The 26,229-nt window shown below is 46.9% G+C and carries 21 protein-coding genes and 3 tRNA genes; 8 read left to right on the top strand and 16 right to left on the bottom strand.

Translation table 11 applies throughout. From position 1 onward, the window contains the following. Positions 1-21: 21 nt before the first annotated feature. The 3 genes from K6T99_03250 to K6T99_03240 are packed head-to-tail and all read right to left on the bottom strand — an operon-like array spanning position 22 to position 2,821. On the bottom strand, positions 22-759 hold the full coding sequence (locus tag K6T99_03250) for an outer membrane lipoprotein-sorting protein (protein ID MCL6518821.1): 738 nt from the start codon (positions 757-759) through the stop codon (positions 22-24). A gap of 56 nt (positions 760-815) precedes the next feature. Beyond that, positions 816-2,021, bottom strand: coding sequence for an electron transfer flavoprotein subunit alpha (locus K6T99_03245; GenBank protein ID MCL6518820.1), 1,206 nt, complete (start codon positions 2,019-2,021; stop codon positions 816-818). Then, positions 2,021-2,821: an electron transfer flavoprotein subunit beta/FixA family protein gene (locus K6T99_03240; GenBank protein ID MCL6518819.1), complete on the bottom strand. Its 801-nt coding sequence runs from the start codon at positions 2,819-2,821 to the stop codon at positions 2,021-2,023. The genes K6T99_03245 and K6T99_03240 overlap by 1 nt, the downstream gene beginning before the upstream one ends. Positions 2,822-3,068: 247 nt before the next feature. Between K6T99_03240 and K6T99_03235 the strand changes: the two genes are divergently transcribed. Beyond that, the gene (locus K6T99_03235; GenBank protein MCL6518818.1) at positions 3,069-5,024 is read left to right on the top strand and encodes a hypothetical protein; all 1,956 of its coding nucleotides are present in this window, start codon (positions 3,069-3,071) and stop codon (positions 5,022-5,024) included. A 214-nt stretch (positions 5,025-5,238) separates the two neighbouring features. Here K6T99_03235 and K6T99_03230 read toward each other — a convergent pair whose 3' ends face one another. Continuing rightward, a complete protein-coding gene (locus tag K6T99_03230; GenBank protein MCL6518817.1) occupies positions 5,239-6,432 on the bottom strand; it encodes a peptidase C39 family protein in 1,194 nt (397 codons plus the stop codon). 305 nt (positions 6,433-6,737) lie between these two features. Here K6T99_03230 and ychF point away from each other — a divergent pair, with 305 nt between their 5' ends. The 7 genes from ychF to pheA all read left to right on the top strand — a co-directional run bounded on the left by ychF (position 6,738) and on the right by pheA (position 10,999). Then, the gene (gene ychF, locus K6T99_03225) at positions 6,738-7,814 is read left to right on the top strand and encodes a redox-regulated ATPase YchF (GenBank protein ID MCL6518816.1); all 1,077 of its coding nucleotides are present in this window, start codon (positions 6,738-6,740) and stop codon (positions 7,812-7,814) included. A 253-nt stretch (positions 7,815-8,067) separates the two neighbouring features. Next, positions 8,068-8,781, top strand: a complete 714-nt coding sequence (locus K6T99_03220) for a phosphoribosylanthranilate isomerase (GenBank protein ID MCL6518815.1) — start codon at positions 8,068-8,070, stop codon at positions 8,779-8,781. Positions 8,782-8,939: 158 nt separating this feature from the next. Further along, complete coding sequence (locus tag K6T99_03215; GenBank protein MCL6518814.1) at positions 8,940-9,353, top strand: hypothetical protein; 414 nt, start codon at positions 8,940-8,942, stop codon at positions 9,351-9,353. Positions 9,354-9,406: 53 nt separating this feature from the next. Then, positions 9,407-9,482, top strand: a tRNA-Gly gene (locus tag K6T99_03210). 55 nt (positions 9,483-9,537) lie between these two features. Further along, positions 9,538-9,613, top strand: a tRNA-Arg gene (locus K6T99_03205). Positions 9,614-9,624: 11 nt separating this feature from the next. Next, a tRNA-His gene (locus K6T99_03200) sits at positions 9,625-9,701 on the top strand. 233 nt (positions 9,702-9,934) lie between these two features. Next, positions 9,935-10,999, top strand: coding sequence for a prephenate dehydratase (gene pheA, locus K6T99_03195; protein ID MCL6518813.1), 1,065 nt, complete (start codon positions 9,935-9,937; stop codon positions 10,997-10,999). A gap of 31 nt (positions 11,000-11,030) precedes the next feature. On the opposite strand, the gene K6T99_03190 is transcribed toward pheA, so the two are convergent. From K6T99_03190 to K6T99_03135, 12 genes are all read right to left on the bottom strand, one after another. Continuing rightward, a complete protein-coding gene (locus tag K6T99_03190; GenBank protein ID MCL6518812.1) occupies positions 11,031-13,406 on the bottom strand; it encodes a hypothetical protein in 2,376 nt (791 codons plus the stop codon). Positions 13,407-13,412: 6 nt separating this feature from the next. Further along, the gene (locus K6T99_03185) at positions 13,413-15,392 is read right to left on the bottom strand and encodes a tetratricopeptide repeat protein (GenBank protein ID MCL6518811.1); all 1,980 of its coding nucleotides are present in this window, start codon (positions 15,390-15,392) and stop codon (positions 13,413-13,415) included. A 7-nt stretch (positions 15,393-15,399) separates the two neighbouring features. Continuing rightward, the gene (locus tag K6T99_03180; protein ID MCL6518810.1) at positions 15,400-17,448 is read right to left on the bottom strand and encodes a tetratricopeptide repeat protein; all 2,049 of its coding nucleotides are present in this window, start codon (positions 17,446-17,448) and stop codon (positions 15,400-15,402) included. Positions 17,449-17,744: 296 nt separating this feature from the next. After that, positions 17,745-19,145, bottom strand: a complete 1,401-nt coding sequence (locus K6T99_03175; GenBank protein MCL6518809.1) for a hemolysin family protein — start codon at positions 19,143-19,145, stop codon at positions 17,745-17,747. A gap of 58 nt (positions 19,146-19,203) precedes the next feature. Next, positions 19,204-19,968 (bottom strand): diacylglycerol kinase, encoded by a 765-nt coding sequence (locus K6T99_03170; GenBank protein MCL6518808.1) that lies wholly within the window; start codon positions 19,966-19,968, stop codon positions 19,204-19,206. Beyond that, on the bottom strand, positions 19,952-20,404 hold the full coding sequence (gene ybeY / locus K6T99_03165; GenBank protein ID MCL6518807.1) for an rRNA maturation RNase YbeY: 453 nt from the start codon (positions 20,402-20,404) through the stop codon (positions 19,952-19,954). Before ybeY ends, K6T99_03170 begins: the two co-directional genes overlap by 17 nt. Continuing rightward, complete coding sequence (locus K6T99_03160) at positions 20,319-22,472, bottom strand: HD domain-containing protein (GenBank protein MCL6518806.1); 2,154 nt, start codon at positions 22,470-22,472, stop codon at positions 20,319-20,321. The genes ybeY and K6T99_03160 overlap by 86 nt, the downstream gene beginning before the upstream one ends. 97 nt (positions 22,473-22,569) lie before the next feature. Then, a complete protein-coding gene (locus tag K6T99_03155) occupies positions 22,570-23,025 on the bottom strand; it encodes a GatB/YqeY domain-containing protein (protein ID MCL6518805.1) in 456 nt (151 codons plus the stop codon). A 34-nt stretch (positions 23,026-23,059) separates the two neighbouring features. Next, positions 23,060-23,248, bottom strand: coding sequence for a 30S ribosomal protein S21 (gene rpsU / locus K6T99_03150; protein ID MCL6518804.1), 189 nt, complete (start codon positions 23,246-23,248; stop codon positions 23,060-23,062). A gap of 195 nt (positions 23,249-23,443) precedes the next feature. Continuing rightward, positions 23,444-23,788, bottom strand: a complete 345-nt coding sequence (locus tag K6T99_03145) for a histidine triad nucleotide-binding protein (GenBank protein ID MCL6518803.1) — start codon at positions 23,786-23,788, stop codon at positions 23,444-23,446. Between the two features lie 44 nt (positions 23,789-23,832). After that, complete coding sequence (mtaB, locus tag K6T99_03140) at positions 23,833-25,110, bottom strand: tRNA (N(6)-L-threonylcarbamoyladenosine(37)-C(2))-methylthiotransferase MtaB (GenBank protein ID MCL6518802.1); 1,278 nt, start codon at positions 25,108-25,110, stop codon at positions 23,833-23,835. A gap of 247 nt (positions 25,111-25,357) precedes the next feature. Then, positions 25,358-26,221, bottom strand: a complete 864-nt coding sequence (locus K6T99_03135; GenBank protein MCL6518801.1) for a PEP-CTERM sorting domain-containing protein — start codon at positions 26,219-26,221, stop codon at positions 25,358-25,360. Positions 26,222-26,229: the final 8 nt, after the last annotated feature.

The following is a 26,229-nucleotide window of genomic DNA, read 5'->3' as shown; positions in this document are numbered from 1 at the left end:
GAATTCCCTGCCTTGTGGGCGTTAAGGTTTGAACTCAGAGTCGGGGATTCCAGAATTAACTTTGATATTTTCATACATTGTCGAGCCGGCTAGCTTGCCGTCCCGGTTGTAGACATCTATGTGCCCTGGGACCCAAATTGGGCCGTAGCGTCTGTGGTTTGAGTATATGTAGCGTGACTTCAATGTGCCATCATCTTCATATTTCTCTAACTTAAGTAGCTTCCAAGTCTTCGGCTCAGCCCACAGGACTAGCTTTTTGTTCTTTGAATTTGACCTAACAAAAGCAATTCTGTAGAGCTTGCCGTTCTGTCCTTCTTCGGTCTCTACATTAGTAACTATGTAATCCTGCCAAAGCTGGTCGGTAAAGATACCAATGTCAAGGTCTCCCTGCCGCTTATGGGGTTGCCTAGCAATGTTCTCCTTCTTTGATATATGCAATCCCGGCGCCTTAATTGACTTAACGTCTCCATTTATTACAATTGCGACTGTTACCAGCCCAAGCTTGCCCTCAATTTTCATTTTGTCAGGGGCTTTGTATTTGATTGTGGTGGATTTGAACTCGTAGCTATTCGGGAAGTCCTTTCCAATTTTCTTTAGCTCGGGAATATTTGCATACAAAACCCGACACGTCAGAGTTATATCCTTGAAAGCTTGAGTCGCTTGGCGAACTTGGGCGCGTATTTCGGGGTCAGTCTGCCCAAAAGTAGCCAAAAGCGATAGCAAAATAATTAAAACTACTAACTTTAAAACACTACGCATTTTAACTGCAGAGTTTGTCAAGCCATATTTCAATTACAATACGTGGTTGTCAGTCGTCAGGTTTCGAGTCCTCGCATCGCCTTTATCTTTTTGGTTAACAAAGGTATGATTTCAAGGCAGTCGCCGACAAAGCCCACATCTGCAACGCCGAAGATTGGTGCATCAGGATCTTTGTTGATTGCAATGATAGTATCTGAAGACGACATCCCCGCAAGATGCTGAACTGCACCGCTAATTCCACATGCAATATAGAGTTTTGGACAGACAGTCTTTCCTGTTTGTCCAACCTGATGGCAGTATGGAATCCATCCTGCGTCCACAGCCGCCCTGCTCGCACCGACTGCACCACCAAGCAGTTTTGCCAACTCCTCAAGCATTGAAAAGTTTGAGGGATCCTGAATGCCCCGGCCGCCAGATACAATGATATCCGCCTCGACGAGGTTGACCGTCGACTCGCACTGCTCAATGAAGTCGAGAATCTCGCTACGAGAACTAAAAAGTTGAGGCTTGGGGTTAAGGTTTATAATCTGTGCTTTCTTCCCATCGCTCCGCTTCGGGCTTATCGGGAATACCTTATGCCGCACGGTTGCCATCTGTGGGCGGGTATATGGACAAAGAATGGTTGCCATCACGTTGCCACCGTACGCCGGGCGTGTCTGGTATAGCAGACCATCATCTTTACCTATCGCCAAACCGGTGCAGTCGGCGGTCAACCCTGTATATAGACGAATTGCCACTTGCGAAAGGAACGACCGCCCCGTTGTTGTTGCACCTGCAAGCATAATCTCCGGCTTCAGCTCACGGATAACATCTGCTAAGATTCGAGAATACCGCTCTCCATCATACCGGGCCAGTTCAGGAGCTTCATAAAGGTAAACCTTGTCAACCGGATATTCAGCGAGTTCGGCGGCTGCATCGCCAAGATTATTTCCAAGAACGATAACTGCCAACTCTGCCCCGCGATCGTCGGCAAGCCTGCGACCAACACCTATGAGCTCAAACACGACAGGAGCAATTTTGCCACGGAACTGCTCGCCAAAAACCCAGACTCCCCTATATTGCCCAAGATCTTCGGCTGGTTGCTTCTCAATCTCGATGGCTATCGCACGAAGCCGACAGGCGCTCACGCACGAACCACAGTAGTTACAAATGTCAAGGTCAATGATTGCCAGCTTGTTATCAACGGTAATTGCATTAAGCGGACATGCTTTTACACATAATCCGCAACCATTGCATTTGCTTTCTATAACTCGGATTGCCACTAGACTATCTCCATCTCCTTCAGTACGTTTAAAAGCTTGTCAGCAAGCTCATCTGGCTCGCCTGTGAATTTTTCTCCGCCCTCTCGGCGAGGCGGTGAAAAAACTTTGATTACCTGCGTTGGTGAACCTTGAAGCCCTATCTTCTCGGGAGAAGCATCTATGTCGTCTGGCTTCCAGACGGGTATTTGCGCCTTCTTCGCATTCATCTTTCCTCGCAGAGAAGGGGTTCTAGGCTCGTTAATCTCCTTTACCACAGTTAGAACAGCCGGCAGGCGAACAGAACAAACCTCATAGCCATTCTCAAGCAGCCGCCTGACGGTCAACTTCTTCTTGTCAAAGGACTCAATTTTTGCCACATAGGTTGCCTGGGCATAATCTAGGTGCACCGCTATACCTGGCCCAACTTGACCAGTGTCACCATCAATCGCCTGCATCCCACAAAATACGAGAGCCGGCTCGAGCTTCGCAAGGGCTTTCGCAAGCGTGTAGGACGTTGCCCAAGTATCCGCACCGGCGAAGGCTCGGTCAGACAGCAGTATTCCACCATCCGCACCGAGCGAAATTGCTTCTCTCAGGGCTTCCTCAGCCTGAGGTGGACCCATCGTGACCGCTGTAACGGTCGCTTCCTCACCTTGCTCCTGAAGGCGTTCCTTCATCCGAACTGCCTCCTCCAGTGCATACAGGTCAAAAGGGTTAATCTGGGTCTCAACGCCTTCGCGAATTAGTGTGTTTGTCTCAGGATCGAACTTTACCTCCGTGGTCGCAGGAACCTGCTTGATGCATACACAAATTTTGAACATAACCACCAACCTAAAATAGAATGCCGATGTAACATAATATTGGGGCATTGTGGAAAACCAAAGTCGCCAATGACTTCGATTTTACTGCCCCAGAAACTCGTATTTAGTCTCGGCCATAATTCTACACTATTGGGTAATTATGGTCAAACCCCCAAAAAGGCTATCTTACACGGCGCATCCTTGACACCCTACGCTGCCCTTGATATAGTTGAGGTCGGACGATTACTCTACTTCGGCAGGAAAACGATTGGACAAAGCAAAAACTCCTAAGTACGGCATCAGGTTCAGAGCAATCCTCCTCGGCCTGATTCTCGTGCCGTTTAACTGCTACTGGGTTACAATCACCGAAATCAAATGGTGTAGCAACGACAGCACCTGTGTTTCCTTATTTATGACAGTTGTTTTTCTCCTCTTCGTCTTAACCATTGCCAACCTCCTTATCGCTAAGCGTTTCCCCGGCTTAGCGCTGAACCAAGGCGAGCTGATGGTGGTCTACATTATGCTCAGCATTTCTACCGCCATGTGTGGCCATGACATGATGGGCAATCTCCTCCCAAACATCACAAATGTCTTCTGGTTTGACAATCCACAAAACGACTGGCAGAAATTCCACCGCTACATCCCAAAATGGTTCGCGGTTCGAGATAAAGAAGTGCTCAGAGGGTTTTATGAGGGCAACTCGACATTCTATACAAAAGAACACATCCTAGCATGGCTCACACCAATCGCCGTTTGGGGTACGTTCATGGTTGTGATTGCTTTTACACTCCTCTGCATTAACGTAATTGTCCGCAAGCAGTGGAGCGACCGCGAGCGCCTAAGCTTTCCGATAATTCAAATGCCGCTCGAAATGACCAAAGAAGGAGGCCAGTCAGGTTTTTTCAAAAACAAGTTCCTTTGGATTGGCTTCATTATTCCAGTATTAATTGAGACGCTAAACAACCTGAACTTCTTCTATCCATCTGTGCCTTATATCCAAATTAAGGTCTACAATATAGGACAGTTCATCCAGAATCGCCCATGGAACGGCGTCGGCTGGTTCCCGATTTCCTTCTACCCCTTCGCAATCGGGCTGACTTTCTTCCTGCCTGCGGATTTGTCATTTAGCTGCTGGTTTTTCTACTTATTCCGCAAAATGCTTGACGTTTTTGCGGTCGCAATGGGTTGGCGCGATGCCGGCGCAAGCCCAGCAATGCAAAGGTTTCCGTACTTCGCCGAGCAGGCAGACGGAGCATGGATAATTCTAGCACTAATAATGGTGTATGGAAGTCGGAACTACCTTCGGGAGGTTATAAAGCGCGCACTTGGACAAGAGTCCGAAATCGACGATTCGACCGAGCCTATGTCATACCGAACAGCTTTCATAGGAATCGGCTTTGGATTGGCGTTCCTCTATATATTTTGCATTCTTGCTGGCGCATCACCATTTGTCCCAGTGGTTTTCTTTGCACTATACTTTATCGTGGCAATCGCCATCACACGTATTCGCGCAGAGCTAGGCCCACCTGCACATGAGTTGAACTTCTACCGGCCCGAAGAGATAATGACGGCTGCCTTTGGGACTCAAGCCCTCGGGATAAGAAATCTCACCATAATAAGCTACTTCTATTGGTTCAACCGCGGCTACCGAAACCTTGTTGCGCCTCATCAACTCGAGGCTTTCAAAATCGGCGAGGTATGCAAATCAAGTGGCCGCAAGCTTACAGTAATAATAATGGTTGCTGTTGTGCTGGGCATTTTATCAACCTTCTGGTCACTCCTCCATATGTACTATATCAATGGAGCGGCAACCGCCAAGATCATTGCTGGCTATCGGACGAGTATCGGAAGCTATGCCTTCGATAGGCTGAACAGCTGGGTGTTAAACCCCAAGAAACCAGATGGCGCGGCACTGACTGCAATGGTTTCTGGCGGTGCATTTGCCATATTCTTGACAATTATGAAATCACGCTTTCTCTGGTGGCCATTTCATCCTATTGGCTATGGGCTTGCAGTAAGTTATGCGATGGATTACTTTTGGTTTACTGCATTCATCGGCTGGTTTTGCAAGGTTCTTACACTCCGATATGGCGGAATCAAGCTTTATCGGACACTTCTTCCGTTCTTCATGGGCCTTATTCTCGGAGATTATGTCATCGCCAGCACGTGGACACTAATTGGATGGGCACTAGGTATACCAATATACAGGCAATTCATCTTCTAGGTTAATATCTGCTAGACTACTTCCCTAAAATCAAATCCTGCTAGAACACGCATTGGTCAAGGCTCAGCTTTCTTCTTGTAATGCGGCAAGTAATTTAAGAGGGGTAAACCAGAAAATGACATGATGAAAAGCATACTTGGAAGTTACAGACTTAACGCATTCAGACATAATTTTAAACCCACAGAAAGCAACTTCGAAACAAATAACCTGTGCCTTACCAATCCAGATACCTGTTTCGAGGTATTTCCCAGCCTTCCGGGTAGATTAGGTAAACAGTGCCTTTTGAACCTTCCTCGGTAAGCCAAGAAGCTTCTAAATTTGACCGGGGGAAAACTTTGCGCACACATTCTCCCTTGTCAAGGAAAGTATATGGGTCATTAAAGATAGGATCTCCTTCCTCAGTAAAGCCGCGGACTACCGTTAAATGGCCCATGTCCCTACCTGCTTTTCCACGGAGGACATTGTAATCAAGGCTAACGATTACTGGAACATCCTTAGCAATCCACTGCTCAATCTGAGATACACTCGAAAGCCTCGTGACATACGCCTTAAGGCCGCCGAACTCCGCAGCGTACGCTGTATTGAAAGTCCAATTGCCTGTTCCACCCCAGCCCTTGTCATAAATGCCATCTACCGCTGTTTGGAGCGGCACAGAAAGCTCAGGCCGCCCAAGCTTCTGCGCCCACCAATCGAGCACCATCGCAGTCGAAGTAGCACTGCAAAACCGATAGCCTTCGGGAACGGTAAGCTGGGATCGTTCGGGAACGAGAAGGTCTTTTCCCCAAACTTCCCGGTGTTTCCTAAGCCTACCAGGGCGAGCATCTTTGGCAATAGCATGAACTGTGAGCATCTTAAGAATTGGATAAGTCTTCCCATCCCTCGTTGAAAGCTCCGCCAAAACCCGAAACGCATCGGCAGGTTTTGTAAGAAACAGCGTATCGGATTCTATCCTTGCAAACATATCTTTTTGCAGCCTGAGGCTAGTTCGAAAATCAGCGCGGGATTCACGACTCCAGATGGCAACAGTAAACCTTTTGCTCCAAACGCCGGCTGAGCGCGTCTGCACATACACTCGTAGATAGCTTCCCAACGGAGTAACTGCATTCCACGAAACAATAATCTCACTGCAAGGGAAGCCGATTTCTACCACGGGTGATTCTATCAAAGCCGATGGATATGGATTATCAATTGGTGAGGAAGCAAGAGTTTTGTTGTTCTTATTGCCATCTTCCGCAAATTTAGCTTCGACGCCGCCAGCGGCTGAGTTCCACCTAGCATGGGTAAGCCAAAACAACTCAAAATCTTTCTTATTTTCAAACTTAAACAGCCTTCTTCCACCAACAATGCCCGCCTGGCTGGTCGTGGTAATTAAAAAGATAAGCATCGTTGCCAATAATACATGTTTCATACTTTTCACCGATGGATATGTTAATCCGCAAAAGTCGGGCTTCCTGCAAAAAGCTTTTAATCTCGCAAAACTCGATTTCCCTGTCATGCCCGAACGCACTCACAAAAGGCACCCTCAGCTGGAACACAACGCTACCCTTGGTTTCAGCCAGGATGTAACCAGAATCCGAAAAACACTTTCTTGCCCAAAACCTGACCAGCTTCTGTATATGTTGAAATCCGACACCGTTAAATTTTGTGGGAAATAAGAACCCTATAATGATATAATAGACTAAGCTCTAGAGTCTGACTCTTTAGGATCACGTAATGGTTTCATGTGGCATTGTCGGCTTGCCTAACGTCGGCAAGACAACTTTTTTCAATGCAATAACACGAGCTAGTGCGGAAGTCTCAAACTATCCGTTCACTACTGTTGGGAAAAACGAAGCAATCGTTCCTGTTCCCGACGCACGCCTAGACGACTTAAAGATTATTGCCGAACAGGAAGAAGCTCGTCCGGCCACTTTCCGCCTGGTTGACATCGCAGGCTTAGTCCGCGGCGCCAGCAAAGGCGAGGGTCTCGGTAATGAGTTCCTTGGCTATATCCGAAATGTAGATGCAATAATCCAAGTCCTGAGGTGCTTTGAGGCACCGCACATTTCCCACGTAGAAGGAGAACCAGACCCTATTCGCGATCTTGAGATCATTGACACTGAGCTTCGACTCGCAGACCTTGTTGTGCTCGACCGAAGGCTAGACAAAATTGGCAAGAACCCAAGTCTAAAAGAGCAGAAAGAAGAACGTGAGGCATTGCTAGCTATCTTCGATGCCTTAAATTCCGGAAAAAACTTGCGAAGCGGAGTGGTTGCCCCCGAATTAATGTCAAAAGCCGACCCTCTAAATCTCCTATCGGCAAAGTCACGAATGCTAGTGGCGAACATTGGGGACCAATGCGAGAATGAGTATCTTCTACGTCTTCGAGAATGGGCAAAGGAGCACGGGGAACTGCTATATGAGCTCCCATGCAAATTAGCTTGCGATTTAGCAGAACTTTCACCAGAAGAGGCTGAGGAGTTTGCGAACGAATTTGGAATGCCTACAAATGCTCTTGCAGAGATTTTAATTGCAGCCTACAGGCTTCTTGACCTTATCACTTTCTACACAATCGTCGGGAGATGTGTAACCGCATGGCCAATACGCCGGGGGGCGGATGCCTATCACGCCGCCGGAATGATACACAAAGATATCCAAAAGGGCTTCATAAAAGCCGAGGTTGTCTCTTACGAAGACCTCAAAGCCTCAGGCTCATGGGTAAATGCCCGACATCTTGGAAAAATTAGATTAGAAGGCCGGGAATATATACTTCAAGACGGAGACATCGTCTTCTTCAAATTTTCAGCCTAGATACCCAAAATATAATAATGGCAAGCAACTAAAAATTTCACACATTACCATATCGAAAAAACAATTGACTATACAGCTTTGGCATGCTAAAATATCACAACCGTTGGGTTGCTTCAGGCAAATTGCCAACCTGGAGCCTACGAGGCGATGAAGCACACACCTATGTCCTATAATCCCCATATAGGCGCGGATAAATGTGCCATCTTGGCCCTCTCGGGAATTTCCATTGAACTATCGAAAGGAGCCCAAACCCATGCCACACAATTCGACGCTTGGCGCCTACCGACTTGACTTTGTCAAGATTTGCGGTATCACAAGCGCCGAGGACCGCGATCTCGTTGCAGAGGCCGGTGCAGACTACTTTGGTGTACTCATTGATGTAGCCTACTCCCCACGCTCGATTTCTCTTACACAAGCTGGCAAGCTCTTCAAATCTCCACCTATCCCCGGCGTAGCGCTTGTATTCAACAGCAGCCTGGATCGCATCCGCAAAATCGTAGATGAGCTCAACCCTTTTGCAATCCAGCTTCTCGGCAATGAGCCTCCTGAATTCATTGCTACCTTGAAAAGTGCCTTGGACTGTCGGATCTGGAAGTGCCTCCACCTCCCCCCAAAAGGCCACGGAGCAGTGGATCTTGAGTTTTTAATTACGCTCGCAGAAGACCTCGAGAACTCAGGAGTCGACGCAATCGCCGTGGACACGCTTGATACTACCGGCACTAAGACAATGCTTGGCGGTACCGGCATGGTTGGCGATTGGAACGCAATACGAGCCCTTCTTAAAGACAGAACGGTCCCTGGCATATTGGCTGGCGGAATAAACGATGGAAATGTCATTATGGCATTGCAAGCAGTTCGGCCAAATGGAATAGACGTCTGCACAGGGGTGGAATCCTCAATTGGGAAAAAAGACCCTGCCAAGCTCAACCGTCTTTTCGATGTTCTTGAGCCTTATAGAAGCAGCTAGAAACAGGAAATTTCAGCTACATAAGTCCTGGGCTAAGAATGTGAAATCCACGTTGAAAACCTGATGCTCTTGTGCTATACTAGCTAAGCATAACAATATAGGTACTCGCAACAAACTCTAAACGTTGATTAGAGTTATCCATGTGTGGTGGTTTTTGCATGGATGATTACGGTCAATCAAGCTTAGGATTCGAAGAAAACATCATTGCAGTAGCATCGTATTTTTATCTTCTCGGCTTTATCATCCTGATACTTGAGAAAAAAAGCCATTTTGTCCGTTTTCATGCCCTTCAATCAACGTTCGGGTTCACATTTTTAACACTTTTGTTAATTACCATCAAATGCATACCAGCCCTCTCTTTTCTTTGGTGGCTACCCGGGCTCTCGATGCTCTTGTTCGCAGGCACTTCTATGCTTAAGGCTTATTACGGCGAGGAGCACAAAATGCCACTTGTAGGACGACTGGCATTTGGATTGGTTTACGACACAAGAAGTGAGGAAGAAGACATCCTCGCTGCAGAAGAATCGAACGAAGAAACTACTAACGTCAAAACTGCAGGCACAGTCTCTTGACATTAGTTCGAATTGTGGTATAATACATTTGCACAGAGCAAAGCTATTAAAATGCGGGAGTAGCTCAGTTGGTAGAGCGCTAGCCTTCCAAGCTGGATGTCGCGGGTTCGATCCCCGTCTCCCGCTCCATCAATTCGAAAGCAAGCACCGATGGGTGGAAGGTGCTTTTTTTCTTTGCAAATGGGCCCCCGTAGCTCAGGGGACAGAGCAACTGCCTTCTAAGCAGTGGGCCACAGGTTCGAATCCTGTCGGGGGCGCCACCTAGGTCGCGGCGGGAATAGCTCAGCCGGTTAGAGCGCCAGGTTGTGGCCCTGGAGGTCGTGGGTTCGAATCCCATTTCTCGCCCCATCAGTATACGATAAGGCTCGTCCACGCGGACGAGCCTTATCAATTAATATGACGGCGAAAAGCAATCCGCAACCAGAAATTTTCAACCAACTTATACAAATTCTGTGGCAAGGCTCTGATAAATTGTTCACTGCTATGCAAGAATGTCACAATTTCAAGCACACCCTTGCTCTTACAGGCAAAATCATTTATAGTAATGTTGCTAAAACTAATAAGTAGTCGCGGGGAAGTTCATGGACATAGCAAGCATAAGGAAACAAATAGACAAAATTGACCAGCAAATCCTTGAACTATTGAACAAGCGTGCTGAGCTCGCCCTTGAGATTGGCAAATACAAGGCAAGGATGAAGAAAAGCACTTTCGCACCTGAGCGCGAACGACAAGTGCTTACAAAGCTAATTCATGCGAATACTGGGCCATTGCCAAACTCAGCTCTCCGGGCAATCTATCGCGAAATAATCTCAGCCTCAAGAGCACTTGAGAAACCGCTAACAATTGCCTATTGGGGGCCACCTGCCACCAACACTCACATGGCAGCCATAAGCAAGTTCGGCTCATCATGCTCTTTCGTCTCAATGGATACCATACCAGACGTATTTAGCGAGGTCGAGCGCGAACGAGCCGACTTCGGCGTTGTCCCTATCGAAAACTCAACCGAAGGGGTCATAAATCACACGCTAGACACATTCTTGCAGTCAAAGTTGAAGATTTGCTCGGAGGTCTACCTTCCAATCACCCACAACCTATTATCTTTGGCTGAGGACCTTTCAGAAATAAAGTGCGTTTACTCAATTCCCACGGCGGCTGCACAGTGTCGAAATTGGTTAAGGGCAAACCTTCCAAATGCAGAAATAAAGGAAGTGTCCACAACCGCCAAAGCCGCCCAAATCTGCGCAACTGAAAAGGGTTCAGCAGCAATAGCCACAAGCTTAGCAGCTGAGTATTATGGCCTTAAAATGCTGGCAGAACATATTGAAGATAATCCCCAAAACCGAACCCGCTTCCTCGTCGTTGGCTATAACGAGCCAGCACCGAGCGGAAAGGACAAAACATCGCTTATGTTCTCAGTTGCACATAAAGCCGGCTCGCTTTTCCGCGCATTGAGTGCATTCGAGAAATACGACATTAATCTCACAATGATTGAATCACGCCCAACAAAACTAACGCCATGGGAATACGTCTTCTTTGTGGACTGCCAGGGTCATTTCAAAGACGCACCAATTCAAAAAGCTTTGAACGCGCTCAAGGAGTACACGCTGTTCGTTACGGTGCTTGGGTCGTACCCCGAGGCTGAGTAAAGGAAATTGATTCTCAGTCTGAATCCCGTTTCTAAATAAGTTTTCTTGACCTTCTGGCGTACACCGCAACGGCAAAAAGGTAAATAATACTAGACACGATTGAAATCCATTTTCCCGTTGTGAATGCTGAAGGGGCGTATTCGATTTTTATTTTGTGATGTCCCGCTGAAAGCGGAATTGCGCGGAGAATATAATCTGCAGGCATTAGGTTGTACCTTCTTTGGTCGCTCCCAGGCAGTGGCTTTGCACGCCAGCCTCTAGAGTACGCATCCGTTATGAGTAATATCGCCGGGTCAGGTAGCTCAGCCTCCACAACCAGCTCATCTGTCGAACGCTTCAAAAGTCTTGCCTTGCCGATTCTTCCCGATGGAACTGGCTTGGGATATGGCTCCGACTCAAGAACAACAGTCTTTCTTGGATCAAACCCTTTCTCACTCATTTTGGCAAGGACATCGTCACGGTTAGTGGCAACCTTCCAGTCTTGAACTAAATTTAACAACGGCAAAGGATTAGGCAACTCGAAGACCTGCACAGCACCTCCCTGAGGAATGAAAATGTATCTGCATCTGATTAGGCTCGCTAGAGGATGTGTGCTAAATGAACGTATCTCGGCCTTCGCTTCATCAGGGTCTTTTCCATTTATAAACGCAATAAATTCTGCATATCGGCGAAGAACAAGCGCATCATAACCCCATACATCATACCTGCCAACGCACATAGCGTGGTTTGGATTATCTGGCCAAAGAATCCGGTAATCCCCCGGATTCTTCGCAAGAAAAGCGCTCAGACTTGGATTATCTGCCAGCTTTGAATCAAAGCTCACACAGAGCGTGCGAGCAAAAACAAGAATCTCAACCGCTGTCAACATACCAATCGCGTATACAGCTCGTCTTTCCTTCTTTGCAATCACAAGGAGAACAAATAATAATAGACAAACTCCGGCAGAAATGACCAAAGACTCAGAGGCAAAGTTCCCAGCTTGCAGGAAGAAATCTGACTCTAAGATTCCGTGCCTGCCAACATAGCACTCAGCTGAACTGGTAATAGCTGTAGAAAATCTCTTCCATAATCCATTTGGATTTGCTGCCGACGTTCGGATAAAAAACGCCAAAATGCCGAGAATTAAACCAACGCATAGAACACTTGCAACAAAAGCCCGTCTTTCCGGCGGCTTTTTTAACATCCGGTCAAAACCGACCCCTGCTAACATAATTGTAAAAAGCGTGGCTTGAAGTATAAACTTCGACATCCCGCGAAATGAGCTAAAGCCAGGAACCCAATAATACAAAATATTGAAAAGCGGAGTATGCGATCCCAAGGCAAGCACAATAAGGATGAACATCATTGCAAGTGAGAGACGTCGGACCTGTTTGTCGCCAAATACCGCTCCATAAATTGCTAGGAAGAAGCCACTCACCCCTATATAAAGCGACATTTCCCACAAGAAACAACGCCCCCAATAGGGGAATTTAATCATATTTCCAAAAAACCCAGGGACCAGCAAGGTAATCAAATTCTCAGGAGGGAACGAGAACATTGCCGCATAGTCATACTTTACACCCCCGCCGCGAATGCTCTCGGCCGCCGCCTGAAGCCCCGTTAGAATCTGGACGGCAGATAGCGCGCCTCCCGCAACATACATCCCTATCACGCAAAGCCCTGTAATGAGTCTCTTTTCTGTTTTTATTATCCGAATCCCAGAGTAGAAAACCACCGCCACCAGGGTGTAAAACATGCACTGTGGAAAACCAGCTAGCCCTTGCATTGCAATTGCAAATGCTCCCAACAAGAACCATGATAGCGATGGCTTGTCAAACATACCATCAATCGCAAGTAGTACCAGTGGTGCCCATGCCATAACGCATATCACAGGCAAATGACCAGCATACACATGCATAAATAGAGGCGCAGAAAACATCCACAAAATTGCCGAAAGAAAACATGCCCCCGGGTGTAGCCTACGATGTGCTACCCAGAGATACATAAACAAACCTGCAAGAATGATGTGCACCGCAACCAAAAGATTGATCGCCCTTGAAACTGAAAGTATCAAATGCAACCAATTTGGAGGATATAAGAGCGCAGACTGAAAAAAACCGAAAAACGGGCTACCAGAGAAAACATACGGATTCCACAATGCTAGGTTGCCGTTCCTAAGTTCGCGGAATCCAAACTCCCTCAAATGAACGTAGTGTAGGCAGATATCCCCTCGGTTACGGGAAATAATAACATCCTTGCTAGCAAAAATAGAACCTGCAAGCATTAATACAGTTAGGATGATAATCAATACAGCCGATATTGCAATAGTCGCCCTGGAATTGCTTACAAATGGAACGCTTCCTAAACGATATCCTTCTAACCTTGATTTGTCGCTTTTTTTGTTTTTTCGAACACTATAGTGTTTCATAATCACTTATGGCTCCGGCATTCTTTCGGAGAGTGCTTTTAAAAAATCAGGATGAGGTATAACCCCGTATTTGCGACACAGCTCGACCTCTCTCCATGCACCTGCATAATCACCCTTGAAATATAGGGCTATAGCAAGGTTGTTGTGGGCTTCTCCAAGCGTTGGATCAAGCCTGATTGCCTTGCGGTATTCCCCTATTGCTTCGTCAAGCTTGCCTAATTCTTTAAGAATTACCCCAAGGTTGCTATGGGCCTCTGCAAACGTTGGATCAATCCTTATCGCCTCTTGATATTCTTTCATAGCCTCATTAAGGTTGCCCTGTAAGTCAAAATCCAAGCCTTTACGGTAATGTTTCAGTGCGTTTTCACGTTGCTTTGACCTCACAACTTGCCGCACCATATTGGCACTAGCGCGCCGCCGCTTCTCTGCAGTGGCGGCGATTAGGTTAACCCGAGCGTCTTCGAAATTAGGATTTAGCCTCAGCGCCTCTGTAAAATGAGCGATTGCCAGGTCAATTTTTCCCATTCCATAAAATGCATTCCCTAAATTAAAACGAGTCTTCGGCTGGTCTGGCATGATTCTGAGTGCGGCTTCGAAATGTTTCGCAGCTGTTTTATAGTCTTTTTTCTCGGCTAAAGCAGTACCAAGGTTCGTATGAGCAACCGAGTTTTCCGATGTTACCTCAAGAGCCCGAGTAAAAATCGCAACGCTATTTTTCCAATAACCCAATTGAATAAAAGTACAAGTAGAAAGACAAACAAGCGATATAATAGCACTTAAAGGAAGAACGGAAGAATGGAGGAAACCGTTGAAGAAGTAGCTAGCCTTTTTGCTTTCTTCCATTACTTTATTTCTACTTAAGCTTCCAGTTAAATCCGGGATTCCCCATGCGATTACTATAAAAAGGCCAATCAAGGGAATGTAGGTAAAACGATCTGCCATGGCATGCATGCCAAACTGCACCAGACCAATTACAGGAACAAGGGTGCCCATAAACCACAACCACCCAACGCCGACGTACGGCCGGCGTTTAGATGCTCGGAAGGCAAAATATAACAAAATCGCAAGCGCCAATCCAGAAGCTACCACCTGCCACTCCGGTATCTTATTGAGAGGATGGGGGTAGATAACTGCAAGCTTCTGCGGCCATAGCATCTTTAAAATATACAGGACATAGGAGACAATCGCATTAGAAACCCTAATGCCAAACGGTATGGCTTCAAACGAGCTTATCGCTCCACCCTTCTGCTGGGCATAGTATGCAATATAGCAAGAGACCAACACCATTCCGAAAAGCGGCAACTTCTCAATAATCAGGTGCGAGGTAGTCTTCGTACTTAATTTCAAATTCCAAGCAGTAGGCGAGCGATTAGCAAGTGTGCTGCGGCAGAGTGGCCAGTAATCCAAAAGTAGAAGCACGAATGGGAGAGTTACAAGCATTGGCTTTGACATTAGGCCAAGGGCAAAGAAAATAATAATTGGAGCATAGGTCGAAACCTTGGGAATTTGGACATATCGGGCATATGCCCACAGCGCAAGCATCCAAAAAAGTGTGCTTAAGACGTCCTTTCTCTCGGCTATCCAAGCAACCGACTCAATATGTAAAGGGTGTATTGCAAAAAGCGCTGCCACAAAGCCACTCTGCCAAGGCAAGCCAGTCATGCGAACGAGGACTAAAAAAAGCATAACCGTGTTGGCAGAATGAAGCAGCAGATTGGTCAAATGGTATCCAAAAGGCCCCAGACGAAAAAGTTCCCATTCAAACATATACGACAGCCAAACCATTGGCTGCCAAGTGCCTTGATATACAGTCCTAAAAGCCCAGCTGATATTTCGCACGTTAAGGCCGTGCACGTTTACATTATTTACGACATATTCCGGATCATCATAGGAGAGAAATTCGTTGTTGAGCACACGGCAAAACGTAGCAAATATTAAGAGAAGCAGCGCTAAGCAGATTATTAGGTTAAGTCGTCTTTCGAACATACCTACCTCAGTTTTCAGGCATTTTCTCAGAGAGTGCCTTCAAAAAAGTTTTGGAAGGCTTTCCACCATATTCTTCATATAGGCGGATTTCCCGCCACGCCCCCGCATAGTCCCCTTTTTCGTACAGCGCAATAGCTAAATTTTTGTGGGCGCTTGCGTGCCTAGGATTAAGTCGAATCGCCATCCGGTAGGCTTGAATTGCCGCATCCAACTTGCCTAACTGACCAAGAGCAACCCCTAAATTGTAGTAAGCAGATACGAACTGTGGTTGCTTTTGAACCGCTATTCTAAATTGGCGCACTGCTCCATCAAGGTCACCCTTAAATGCTAGCGCCAATCCGAGGTCATTGTAAACCTCTGCAATGTTAGGATTTAGCCGTATAGCATTTTTATAGTGTTCGATTGCCTCATCAATACGGCCCTGCGTCGCCAATGCTAGCCCAAGATTGCCATGAGCGCTTGCGAAGTCAGGCCTAAGCGCCAATGCTTTACCATAATGTTCGATTGCCTCAGATAGATTTCCCTGTGAAGCAAGAGCCAAGCCTAGGTTATTATACGCATCAGCATCATTAGGATTGACCTCCAACGCTTTTTTAAACTGCAAGATGGCCTCCTTTACCATCCCTCCTTCGGCTAGGGCAACGCCAAGATTGAGTATTGCATTAGGATCGAAAGGATAGATTTCTAACGCCCTTGTGTAGTGCGCTATTGCCTGCTTTACTTTGCCCTTCTCCCTTAAAGCATCACCAAGGCTTGTATGAGCCACGACATTGTTTTTTGTCACTGCAAGGGTGTGTTCAAATAGTGAGATACTGTCACGCCAGTAGCCGACTTGGATGCGTGTGCAGATTGCCAGGGCAAGAAGCGATACAGCAGATGCGAATGGGAGAATAGGCAAATTGATAATCTTCCTTCCCTCTCTTGCTCCATTTAATCCAATATTTCCCAGAAGCTCGGGGAATCCCCAAACAATCGCGACGAAAATGCCAATGAGTGGAATATAAGTGTATCTATCCGCCATTGCCTGGCTTCCAACTTGGATTATGCCAATTACCGGGACCAAAGTAAAGAGATACCAAAACCAGCCAACCACCAGATAGCGCCTGCTATGCGCTAGGTAGACTGCCAGCAAAGTTATGCAAATGAGAATCAAACCAGATCCAACAACTTGCCAAATTGGTAATCCCTCTGTTGGGTATGGATAGAAAATCGCTAGGTTTTTTGGCCAGATCATCTTGCCAAGATATGCAACGTAAGAAACAAGCGCATTTGAAATACGGTCAGTGAAGGTAACCTTTTGAAGCGTTCTCACAGCCTCACCCTCGTGCTGGGCAATGTATGTTATAACACATGATATGGCCGAGAGCACGAATAGCGGCCCCTTCTCAAGTATAAGATTGCCATGCTTATTTAAAGTAGCAACCGACAATAAATGACGAGCAAGGCTGATGCGTCTCAAGGGCCAGTAGTCTAGTAGCAGGAAAACAAGCGGAAGGGTAACCAGCATAGGTTTCGACATAAGACCAAGCGCAAATAAGACCATAACTCGAAGGTAAGTCATAACCCTAGGAGATTTTACGTAACTGATGTACGACCACGTGGTGACCATCCAGAAGAAAGCACTCAAGACATCCTTTCTTTCAGCCGCCCAAGCGATTGATTCTACATGGAGCGGATGGATTGCAAAAAAGGCCGCAACAAGCGCGCTTCGCCATGGATAGCCTGTTACACTCAAGAGGATTCCAAAAAGAGTAAGCGTCGTCGCCAGATGCAAAATAAGATTCGTAAGGTGGTGTCCCCATGGCTTCATGCCATACACTTCAACATCGAGCATATGGGAAATCCATGTCATAGGATGCCAATTTGCTGCATGCCTAGTTGCAAATGCCCACTTAATACCTTCCCATGTTAATCCTGCTCTGACAAGTACATTCTCTGTCACATACTCGCCATCATCGAAATTTATAAAGTCATTTCGAAGCACCGGCAGGAAAACTCCGATGGTAATGGCAATTAGCGCAAGCGTAATCCAGAAGCGCTGGTAAAAACTTTTCATTCCACATTCTCCGCAATGGCAGACCTTGGCATGCGCCTACTAAGTATATAATTCGTTTATGCAATCCAAGCATATAAAAACGCTGCAAGAAAGACAATCGCTGAGATTTTTGAAACCAAGTTCCTTGCTGTAAAGCATGATGGCAATCCTAGACATGAAATGGCACGCTCAAACACATGCCAACTCTAACAAAGAACGGAAGGAGGCAGCAATAATGAACGAAACTTCACCGAAATTCTCACCATGCACGGTTGTTATGGAGGCAAAATATTCTAAAAATTGGCAGCATAACTATACTACCGCACAGAGCCGCCCCCTTCTATTTCTTCTTCATCCTCAGGCGACTTAGGGGGTTTTATAATGCGAACTTTCTGAATACGACGGCCATCGGTTTTCTCTACAACGAACTTTATGCCGTTATATTCGACCGCTTGACCCTGGTGTGGTTGGGTCCCAAATAAACCAAATACAAAGCCACCTATGGTGTCGAATTCCTCCTCAGGTAGCTGAATGTCCATTAATTCGTTTATTTCGCTGATGGGAATTCTCGCATCAACTATCATAGTATTTTCATCTAGTATTTCAGTCATAGGTTCTTCGACATCATACTCATCCATAATATCGCCAACGATCTCTTCGAGAATATCCTCAATCGTCACTAAGCCAGCTGTTCCGCCATATTCATCCACAACGATAGCCATTTGAATCTTGCTCTTCTTGAACTCCGCAAGAAGCTCATCAACCTTTTTGTTTTCGGGAACGATGTACGGCGGTCGCATGAGCTCCCGAATGTTGACTTTCTTGCCATTTTCATGCAACGCCCGCAGAAGGTCTTTTGCATGAACAACGCCAACGATATTATCCACCGTATCTTCGTATATAGGTACGCGTGAATGCCCTGCACGGATTATCACATCTAGAAGCTCATCAACCGAGGCATTTACCTCAACGCACTTCATATCAGTCCGCGGCGTCATAACTTTTCGCACGACGGTATCGGTGAACTCAAAGATGGAGTGAATCATCTCTTTTTCTTCCTCTTCGAGAACACCTTCCTCCTCGCCGGCTTCCACAAGCATTTTGAGCTCTTCCTCAGTCAGAATCGGCGGTGAGAAACTAGCTCTGCCACCGAAAGGCCTGACAAACAGATTGCTTGCGGCTGTGATTGTTTTAACAAACGGTGCCGTGAGATATGAAAGCCAAAGCATTGGACTGGCAACCAACAATGCAATTTTTTCGGCGTGCTGGAGAGCCAGACTTTTTGGAGCAGTCTCACCAATTACTAAACTGAGAAAGACTATCACAAGGGTCAAGAGTACGACCGCCGACGCAATTGGGTTGTCAGCAACGATTGGAATGCCTGTCGCTTGAAGGTACTTTGCCAACGGTTCGGCTAGCGTAGCGGCACCTGCCGCTGAGGCGAAAAACCCAACGAGGGTGATGCCCATCTGCACCGTCGCCAAAAAGCGGGTGGGGTCTTCAAGCAGCCTTTGAACCGCTTTTGCTCGCGAGACGCCTTCGTCCACAAGCTGCTTTATTCTTGTCTTGCGCACGGATACAATCGCTATCTCTGCCATAGAAAAGAATGCATTGCAGAAAAGCAGCAGAAATATGAGAATAACGCTCTTAACTATGCCGGGATTGCCCGTGCTTACTACCATCCCGGCAAAACTGAACGGGTCAATATCTGTACCCAAGTAGTAAAACACCCCCTAAACTGAACATTACAAGGATGGAACTAACCACCGTCTAAACTTAGCCTGGTGCAAACCAATAAACGACAGCCGTGACTAGCATTGCAAGCACGGCGCCGATGATAACTTCCTGCAGTGAATGAATCTTGGCTTCAACACGACTCTGGGCAATAAGGAGCGCAAGCACAACACCTAGCATTGCGGCAAGATTGTTTTTCGAGATGTATAGAATCGAAGCTGCTAGGAAAAAACCTGCGGCTGTGTGACCGCTCACAATTCCCCCTCTTAACAGCTTTCCCTTCGTACCCAATACTTTGATAATCGTGATAAGTACCAGCAGGATTACGCCGGTGAGAAATACCCGCATCAGCGGCCCTGGTCTTTCTCCTACAACCGGACCACCAAAATTACCTAGGTCAAAGTACTCTGCAGATAATATGACTCCAACGACGACAGCCGTTACCGCCGAAATAAGAACAGCACCAGCCGCGGCATCTTTGGCGAATTTTGCTAATGGGTGATATGTAGGCGCTATGATATCCACAACAGCCTCAATGGCTGAATTGAACATCTCACAAACTAATACAAGTGAAATCGTAAAAAGTAGCACCAACATGTCCCTTTTCTCTAAATTGAAAAGGAGAGCAACAAGAAGCACAAGAAAAACCATAACAAAATGAAAGCGCATGTGCTTCTGTGTGCGAAAGACATCAAGTATGCCATTAACCGCATACCTGAATCCTCCCAAAATGCCTCTTGGCTTGACATTTGGTGCTTCTGAATCATCCGTAGACTGATCAATTACTTCTTTAGTTAGATCTTCCATCGTTTGATTGTTCCAAAATCTCCTTTTCGTGTTCTCGCATTACAGCTGCCTGCGCTTCAGTCTGGTCACCATAACCTAGAAGGTGGAGCATTCCATGTGCAACTAATAGACTGATTTCATCATCAAGTGAATGGCCGTGCTCCCTTGCCTGTTTTTCGGCTGTTTCCACAGAAATTATTATATCACCCAGCACAACCTGGTCGTTTTCATAAGTTACTTCCTTGTTTTCCAATTGCGAGAAGGCAAGAACATCTGTCGGCGAATCTACACCTCTATATTCTTTATTCAATTCACGAATCATCTCATCATCTGTAAGGACAATGCTAACCTCTGCAGGTCGGTTAAATCCCTCAACTTGCAGTGACGTGGCTACGACCTTTTTCAGCCTTTCCTGATTCACTTGCCACTTCTGAAGATTCTTTATTAGCACTTCCATTTGCAGATTTCTTTCCTTCGGTCCCTGTAAGTTCAGGATACTCGATACGAGCATGCATCATGCTCGTTAGCGTTCGAACGAATGAGTCTCGAATTCGACTTATATCCTTAAAAGTCAAATCTGATTCATCAAGCTGGCCGTCAGCTAAACGATCATCGATGATTTTGTCCACAAGATTTTCTATGTGGCTGGGCGTCGGCTTTGATAAACTCCGCGATGCAGCCTCGACTGAATCAGCCAGCATCAAAAGAGCAGCCTCTTTACTTTGCGGCTTGGTTCCGTCATAGCGGAAATGCTGTTCGAGCATGTCCGACTCGTTATTCCCTTCGCTTGTAGCTTGATGGTAAAAATATTTTACAACGCTCGTGCCATGATGTTGCGCCATTAGTTCACATATCAATGGCGGCAATTTGTATTCCTTCGCAAGCTCGAGGCCGTCTTTGATGTGCGACCTAATTACCAATGCACTAAGCGAGGGATTCAGCCCGTCGTGAGCATTTTCAACATACTGGTTCTCCACAAAGAAATGCGGCCGCTTCATCTTGCCAACGTCATGATAATATGCCGCAACGCGAACAAGTAGCGGATCCGCCCCAATTTGTTCAGCAGCACCTGCTGCTATATTTCCCACAAATATGCTATGACTATATGTACCCGGTGCCTCCATTAATAACCGCTTCAATATAGGGTTGTTCGTATCCGCCAGTTCCAAGAGGCGATTGTGGGTTGTGATTCCGAAAGGCTTTTCCAATGCGGTCGTCCCTAGCCAAAACAGACCTATAGAACTCACTCCTCCAACAACAGCCCATCCCGAGCCTATAAAAAGCGTCCTCACATCGTCGCCGCCTACACGCCCAATTAACCACACTATCGCAAGGTTGGTTAACGACACAATTATTGCCGCAGTCATTAGGTCCGACCGGTGGCGGATGTCGGATACCGAATAGATTGCCACAAAACCACTAACTAACGCCGCCAACGCCCATCGTAGCTCCTGATTCATCGCAAATCCGGTCATCGCTGACAGAAGCGCCACAATCATGACGGCGACCTGCGGATTAATCAGCGTGGCAGTAAGCATGCCCGCCGTAGCAATCCAGATCATCCCAAAGTAGCCGCTTTGTGAGCCACTTAAATTCAAACCAAGTGCTGCGCCGCCTAACTTCAGCCCCAAAACGCTTAGGACTACTATCAAAGACAGTAGTCCAAGCAACTTTGTGGACGTGTATATCCGTGCATGGTATCGCGCAAGATAAAGAAGCGTGAAAATCACTACACAAGCAACAAGTATGCTTATGCACATCATGATAACATAATCTGCCTTCGGATGGCTTAGCCCCAATGCGGTGAACTTGTCAATGTGCTCAGGCGTAACGCGCTCGCCTTTGGAAATAACCACTTCGCCAAGGAGAATCTGACCATACTTGGGGGGCACCATCCGCATCTCCCGCTCTTGAGCCTTCTTTGTAGCTTCTGGGTCGAATAGGCGGTTCGGCCTTATAAGACTGCCGCCTATCTTCGAGACTGCGGCAGCATACTTGGTGCTTCCTAAAATTTCAACAAGGCGCTTTCGAAACTCTGCACGCACGATAGGAACGTCATCCGGAATGTCACGAATCTCCCTATCAACAATCTGACGCATTAGCGGTTCTGCGTATGACTGGATCTGGTCAAAGGTCTTTGCATCAGCTTTTAGTAGAATTCTCAAAGCGTCGGAGTCCACACACTCCTGCAAGTCCGGGCGAAGGTTGCGGCTCACATAAGCAATCCTGGATTCGTCGGAATATAGGGTGGGGTCGAGCCTAGCACGCTTGAGGACATCTATAATTTGGGCGAAATCCTCGCCAGTCTCGGAAGCAGCCTTTGGAACAATGGTATAGACCTTGTCGGTTTTTTTAGCCGCCTCCTGTCTGAGACGCTCTGTTGCAATTGTGTCGATATAACGGACCGTTTTGTGGGCACGAATTTCTTCGTTGCTGATATCGCCAACTCGGAGTGATACCTTTTCAGGAAGTAGATGCATTGAGAGGAGGACCGACAAGATGAGTATAACGCAGAGGCCCAACATCACACGCGGACCCCCTGCTCTCAACAATGCCGATTTTCGCTTATCCAGGTCCTTTTTGCGATGCCCAGGTTGGGCAACGGAGTTAGAAATAATCATATTATGCAGAACTGCGCTCAAGCAAGCGGTCGACTATCTCGCTGACTAATCTTCCGTCTGCCCGACCACGAACGCGCGGCATAAGGGCGCTCATTACCCGACCCTTATCTGCCTTTGACGCAGCTTTCAGTTCTGCTATCACCTCTTGCGCAATGCCGGCTATTTCGTCCTCAGAAAGCTGTTCTGGCAAATATTCCGAGAGAATTTTCATCTCAGCGGTTTCCTTATCAACTAAATCAGTCCGACCGCCTTGTTTGAACTGCTCAATGGACTCCTGCCGTCGCTTAATCTCACGGGTGATTACCTCAGCGATTTCTTCCTCAGTAAGAGAACGGCGCTTAGCAATTTCCGCGTTTCGGATCTCGCTACGCGCCATACGAATTACAGATACTCGGAGAGTATCCTTGGCTTTCATCGCCGCTTTATAATCTTCTTCTAGCTTTTCCCGCAACGACATACCAAATTGCCTCGCGGTTGGCAAACCTTAGGTATTAACCCTTGTTGAGCTTCATGAGCTTGCGCCGCCGAGCAGCTTCGGCCTTGCGCTTCTTGTCGCTAGGCTTCTCGTAGTGCTCATGCTCGCGGGCTTCCTTCAGAACGCCAGCCTGTTGAAGTTCTTTCTTGAATCGCTTTAGGGCGCTATCTATTGATTCGTTTTCCCGCACTTGGACTTGCGCCAATCAGTGTCCCTCCCTACGTTATTTAATCGCTTTAATAAAATACTTTCCATATATGAGTTTCGGTTGAAGAACCCTTAAACTCAACCCCGTTGGAAAAACTTTACTGCAATAAAACTGGCTGCGCGGCTGCGCAGCCCTACTGTCAGTCGCTGGAAATCAAAACCATTATATATTTATTTAATTTCGTTGTCAAGTCTAACCTGGAGGCCAGCTAAAAGCCCTACCTCCCAACAGATGAAAATGCAAATGCGGCACGCTCTGACCTGCCGCCGGACCCGAGTTAACTACAACCCTAAAGCCTCTGTCCGCAATACCAAGCTCTTGAGCAAGCTTTGGAATAACTAGCCAAATCCCTTTTATTATTTCAGAATGTTCCTGATTAAGTGAAAGGACCCCCGCTATGTGCTCCTTCGGAATAATAAGCACATGCACCGGAGCTACTGGATTCACATCCCTAAAGGCGAGAATGACTTCATCCTCATAAACTACTTGAGCTGGAATTTCACGTTGCACAATTTTGCAGAATATGCACCCTTCCATGAAGTCTACCTCCCAAAGTAGCGCAGACGTTACTCTATCGATAATCACGCGTTACTCGTTATGATTTCCCCAAAAACTTGATTTTCCTTCACATCGGCAATTCTAACCAGTACAATTTCTCCAGCCTCGCATTTAGGGCCGTTTTTAAAAACAACCTTAATATAATTATCGGTAAAGCCTGAGCGAAGCTTGCTTTCTTTATTGCCCTCAACCAATACGGCCAAAGTCTTACCGATAAACCGCTTTGCAAACTTTTCAGAATGAGCCTTTGCCAATCCAATTAATAGCTCGCTCCGCCGCTTTTTCTCAACCGGTGAAACATCATCCGGCATCATAGATGCTGCTGTACCTTGTCTTGGTGAGAATCGGAATATGTGTGCCCGTGAGAATTCCAGCCGCTCTGCAAGACAGTACGTCTCTTCAAACTCCTCAATGGTTTCGCCCGGGAAGCCTACCATAATATCGGTCGTTATTGCAATATCGGACACCCTTAAACGAGCCTCCTCAACAAACCGTTCGAACTCTTCCGCAGTGTAGGGCCGGTTCATTCGCTTAAGTACTCCATCGTTGCCGCTTTGCAACGGCACATGTAGGTGGCGACATATTTTTTTCTCGCTAGCCATTATTTCAAGAAGACCAGCTGGCACATCGGTCATTTCAATCGAGCTCAGTCGGATACGTTCAATCCCCGAGACTTTCACAAGTGATTGAAGAAGTCCAACAAGGTTTGTCCCACCATATTCATAGCGCCCAAGCCTTATGCCAGTGAGAACAATTTCCTTGAATCCTCGGTCGGCTAGTTGAGTAACCTCGTCAACTACCTCATTTGCCGGCTTACACCACATCATAGGCCTGGCAAAAGGCACGATGCAATATGAGCAAAATTGGTCGCATCCATCCTGGATCTTCACCAGTGCACGTGTTCTAGCACTAGCCGTCCTTGAAACCGAGGCCGCCATGTCTGTTTTACTCACCTTACTAGGGAGAAGCCGCCCAATGTATTCTACGATGGCATCTTTGTGCCGGTTACCCAATACGAGCGATACGCCCTCGATTTCACTGGCTTCATTAGGCGATGTCTCGGCATAGCAACCGGTGAGTACTACACATGCCCCTGGGTGACGGCGTGCAACCGTTCTAACAGCCTGCCGGGATTTGCTGTCAGCAGTATGTGTTACCGAGCAACTATTTATGATATAAACGTCGGCCGAATCAGCAAAGTCCACAACATCATACCCACTAGCACGCAGTGCCTCCGCCATCCTCTGCGTTTCGTACTGATTAACCTTACAACCAAGAGTATGAATTGCCACCTTTGGCACTTAAAAATTCTCCTTCCGCCCCAGAATTTTTCTATCCAGGGTTACATTAAAATTCTGCCACAACCCAGAGTAGGTGTCAAATGCACCGAGAGGACGTCCGCAAAACATTGATTCAAAAGAACCTATCGGCACTACGAGGTCATGCAAGAATTTACCTTTAAGAAATTAAAAATGTAACGAAAAAACCCAAGACCTCTTATGCATAAGAGTTCTTGGGCCCCCATAGTTCAGCCAACGAATTTAACGACTAGAGCGTCTTCCTTCTTAGCATGAAGCCGGCCAGCCCAACTAAGCCGGAGCCAAACACCAACAGTGACGCAGGCTCGGGTACTGGGCTCTCCTTTACGGCCATGCTAATCCATGGCTGGAAGCTATTATAACCAGTCTCGATTTTCCAGTCGTTCCCGACAGCGGCATGCCAAATCCCGGTCTGTCCCCAAGCTCCGGTGCACGGATCAATGTAGTCAATTGTCGCGTTCTCAATGGGATCAATAATCCCATCGAAGTCAAAGTCAACCCAATGGAAACTGGTGAGAGTCAGATAATGGCCGCCATCCTCCCAGGTAAGTAGAATCTCTACATCCTCGCAGTTTGCCAACTCGTTGAATAGAAAGTCCCAAGTTGGATAGCATTGTTGCACCCACGATGGCTTAGGCCTTAGGGGATTGTTCCAGCCCCAAAAGTCCTGGGCAAGATAACTCGTTAAACCCGGAATCTTATTCTCGATGTACGCATGCTTGCCCCAAATAAAGTCGTCATGCCATGTGGTATTGTTTATAATCGTTTTCATGTAGTTGGGACCACCAAGCGTGTTAGCAACTGCAATGAGGTCCTGATAATCATTGGAGTCGCCGTCACCGTCTGCATCGCCAATAAGATGGCTGTCATACACACTCGGGTACTTGTTCTGTAAGTAGACAAACGAGTTAATCGCAGCAGTCGGCCCGCAGGCAACTCCTCCCCAACCTGGAATATCGCCCTGCTTAAGATTGCCATACAATGCAATCTCCTTCTGTACGTCATACGATGGTGGTTCTTGTGCCCAAATGCCAGCCACGCAAGCAACCATTAATAAGCTGCATAGGAAGACCGTCAGCAGTCTTGATCCCATGCTAAAAC

It is taken from the genome of Armatimonadota bacterium (genome assembly GCA_023511795.1).
Classification (GTDB): domain Bacteria; phylum Armatimonadota; class UBA5829; order DTJY01; family DTJY01; genus JAIMAU01.
This window is presented reverse-complemented; position numbering and strand designations above follow the sequence as displayed.